General features: G+C 68.2%; 3 protein-coding genes. All 3 read left to right on the top strand.

Annotated features, from left to right (window positions below; genetic code table 11):
* Window positions 1-123: 123 nt before the first annotated feature.
* Window positions 124-1,413 (top strand): peptidylprolyl isomerase, encoded by a 1,290-nt coding sequence (locus tag MK313_RS18045; protein ID WP_287783607.1) that lies wholly within the window; start codon window positions 124-126, stop codon window positions 1,411-1,413.
* Between the two features lie 4 nt (window positions 1,414-1,417).
* Window positions 1,418-2,434 (top strand): 4-hydroxythreonine-4-phosphate dehydrogenase PdxA, encoded by a 1,017-nt coding sequence (gene pdxA / locus MK313_RS18050; protein WP_287783610.1) that lies wholly within the window; start codon window positions 1,418-1,420, stop codon window positions 2,432-2,434.
* Window positions 2,415-3,041, top strand: a 627-nt coding sequence (rsmA, locus tag MK313_RS18055; protein WP_287783613.1) for a 16S rRNA (adenine(1518)-N(6)/adenine(1519)-N(6))-dimethyltransferase RsmA, incomplete at its 3' end; no start/stop codon positions are given. The genes pdxA and rsmA, both read left to right, overlap by 20 nt.

The following is a 3,041-nucleotide window of genomic DNA, read 5'->3' on the forward strand; positions in this document are numbered from 1 at the left end:
GATGCCTGGGACCATTCGCAACCCTACTGTGCGCATGTCGCGACTTGTACCGAATCGATTGCAGGGATACCTGTGCTAGCCATGATGCATCGACTGTTCCGACCCTCCCTTGCAGTAATGTCCATGAACGCGCTTACCCGGCGCCTGGTGGGCGGGCTGCTCTGCCTGTGCATGGCCATCGGGCTAACGCTTGCCACCGCCCAGCCGGCCCCGGCGCAGAGCGGCAGCCTGCGGATCGCCGCCGTGGTGAATGACGAGATCATCTCGCTGTTCGACCTGGAGGTGCGGCTGTCCCTGACGCTGCTGGGCGCCAGCCTGCCCAACACGCGGGAGAACCGGCAGCGCCTTGCCGGGCAGGTGCTGCGCGCCATGATCGACGAGAAGCTGCAGATGCAGGAGGCCAAGCGCATCGGCATCACGGTATCCGACCAGGAGATCGCGGAGGCGATCCGCCGCATCGAGATGCAGAACCAGATGCCGCAGGGCGGGCTAGACCGGATGCTGGCCGGGCAGAGTATCCCCCGGCAGACGCTGGAGGAACAGTTGCGGGCCGCCCTGGCCTGGCGCCGCGTCGTCGCCCGCCGCTTTTCCAGCGGAGCCGAGATCAGCGACGAGGAGATCAACGAGCAGCTGGCGCAGATTGAGGCGCGGCGCGGCCAGCCGGAAGTGCTGGTGAAGGAGATCCTGCTGCCGGTGGATACGCCCGAACGCGAGGCCGAGGTCCGCAGCTTTGCCGAGCGGCTGGTGTCGCAGTACCGCGAGGGCGCTCCCTTCGAGGGGCTGGCCCAGCAGTTCAGCCAGAGTGCGTCGGCCCGTGTCGGCGGCGATATCGGCTGGATCGGCGCGGATGCGCTGGATGAGCCGCTGGCCCAGGCCATTGCCGATCTGCCGGCGGGACAGATCACCGAGCCGATCCGCACCGTTCTTGGCTTCTATATTCTGAAGGTCGAGGACCGGCGCATCCGCGAGCAGGCACCGCCCAGCGATGCCATGGTGTCGCTGCGCCAGATCGCCCTGCCGGTGCCGCTTGATGCGCCGCCGGAGCGCCTGCAGGAAGTTGCCGGCCGCATGCGTGAAGCCGTCGCCCAGACCGCGGGGTGCGAGACCCTGGCCGATGTAGCGAAAACCCTCGGTGCGCCCGCCCCCATCGATCTGGGCCGTGTGCGTCAGGGTGACCTGTCGCCGGCGATTGGCAATGCCGTTGCCACGGTTGAGGTCGGCAAGGCCAGCGCACCGGTGCCGCTGCCCGGCGGTGTCTCCGTCTTTGTCGTCTGCGACCGTGAATCGGTGATGAGCGACCTTCCCTCGCGCCCGGAAATCCGCCAGCGCCTGGAAAACGAGAAGCTGGAAGTGCTGGCACGCCGGCTGATGCGCGACCTGAAGCGGGCAGCCTTCATCGATATACGGATCTGACGCCATGTCCATGCCGGCTGCCCTGCCGCTCGCCCTGACCATGGGCGAACCCGCCGGGATCGCGGGCGAAATCGCACTGAAGGCCTGGCTCCGGCGGGATGAGGGAATGGTCCCGTTCTTCCTGCTGGACGATCCCGCCCGGATGGCGGCGCTGGCGACCCAGGTCGGATTCGATGTGCCGATTGCGACCATTGACGGGCCGGAAGAAGCACCGGGCGTGTTTGCCACGGCCCTTCCTGTGCTGCCGGAACCGCTGGCCGTGCCGGTTACGCCGGGCCGGCCCGATCCGGCCAATGCGGTGGCGGTGATCCGCGCCATCGACCGCGCGGTTGCACTGGTGCAGGCGGGGCGGGCCGGGGCGGTGGTCACCAACCCGATCCAGAAGCAGACGCTCTATCAGGCGGGTTTCACCCATGCCGGCCATACCGACTATCTGGCGCATCTGGCCGGCGGGGTCGAGGTCGTGATGATGCTGGCCTGCCCGCAGCTGCGCGTTGTGCCGGTGACGGTGCATGTGCCGCTGGCTGCGGTGCCGGGACTGCTGACGACGGAGCTGATTGTCAGTGCCGCGCGGATCACCGCGGCGGGCTTGCTGCGCGATTTCGGGATATCCGCACCCCGTCTCGCGGTCGCTGGTCTCAATCCGCATGCCGGGGAGGGGGGCACCATCGGGCGTGAGGATATCGACATCGTCGCGCCCGCCATTGCTGCATTGCAGGCGGAAGGGATCGCGGCCTTCGGCCCGCTGTCCGCCGACACGCTGTTCCATGAAGAGGCAAGGCGCACCTATGACGCGGCCCTGTGCATGTATCACGATCAGGCGCTGATCCCGATCAAGACGCTGGATTTCCACGGCGGCGTGAATGTGACGCTGGGCCTGCCCTTCATCCGCACCTCGCCGGACCATGGCACGGCGCTGGATCTCGCCGGCACCGGCAGGGCGAACGAATCCAGCCTGCTGGCCGCGCTGCGCATGGCCGGCGAGATGGCGGCCCGCCATCATGGATCGGGCAATGGATGAGGTGCAGGCGGCGGTCGCCGCGCTGCCACCGCTGCGCGAGGTGATCGCCGCCAACGATCTCGGCGCCAAGAAGCAGCTTGGTCAGAATTTCCTGCTCGACCTGAACCTGACCGGCCGCATCGCGCGCTCGGCTGGCGATCTGTCACAAGGCACGGTGATCGAGGTCGGGCCGGGGCCGGGCGGGCTGACCCGCGCGCTGCTGCTGGCCGGCGCCCGGCGCGTCGTTGCCATAGAGCGCGATCCGCGCTGCATCGCGGCCTTGCAGCCACTGGTCGAGGCCGCCGCCGGGCGGCTGACGCTGATCGAGGCCGATGCGCTGACCGTCGATATCGCATCGCTGGGGCCGGCGCCGCGCCGCATCGTCGCCAACCTGCCCTATAATGTGGCCACGCCGCTGCTGATGGGCTGGCTTGATGCGCTACCAGAGCTTCAGAGCATGACCCTGATGTTCCAGAAGGAGGTGGCGGAGCGGCTGCGCGCCGGCCATGGCGAGGAAGCCTATGGACGGCTTTCCGTCATCGTGCAGTGGCTGTGTGCGGCGGACCTGCTGTTCGACATTCCGCCGCGCGCCTTCACCCCGCCGCCCAAGGTTACCACCAGCGTCGTG

This window comes from Oceanibaculum sp. (assembly GCF_022449305.1).
Taxonomy (GTDB): Bacteria; Pseudomonadota; Alphaproteobacteria; order Oceanibaculales; family Oceanibaculaceae; genus Oceanibaculum; species Oceanibaculum indicum.

Bases quoted from the DNA above. Each gene is read 5' to 3' on its own strand.
- MK313_RS18045 (WP_287783607.1), top strand. From the start codon at position 124: ATGAACGCGCTTACCCGGCGCCTGGTGGGCGGGCTGCTCTGCCTGTGC.
- pdxA (WP_287783610.1), top strand. From the start codon at position 1,418: ATGTCCATGCCGGCTGCCCTGCCGCTCGCCCTGACCATGGGCGAACCC.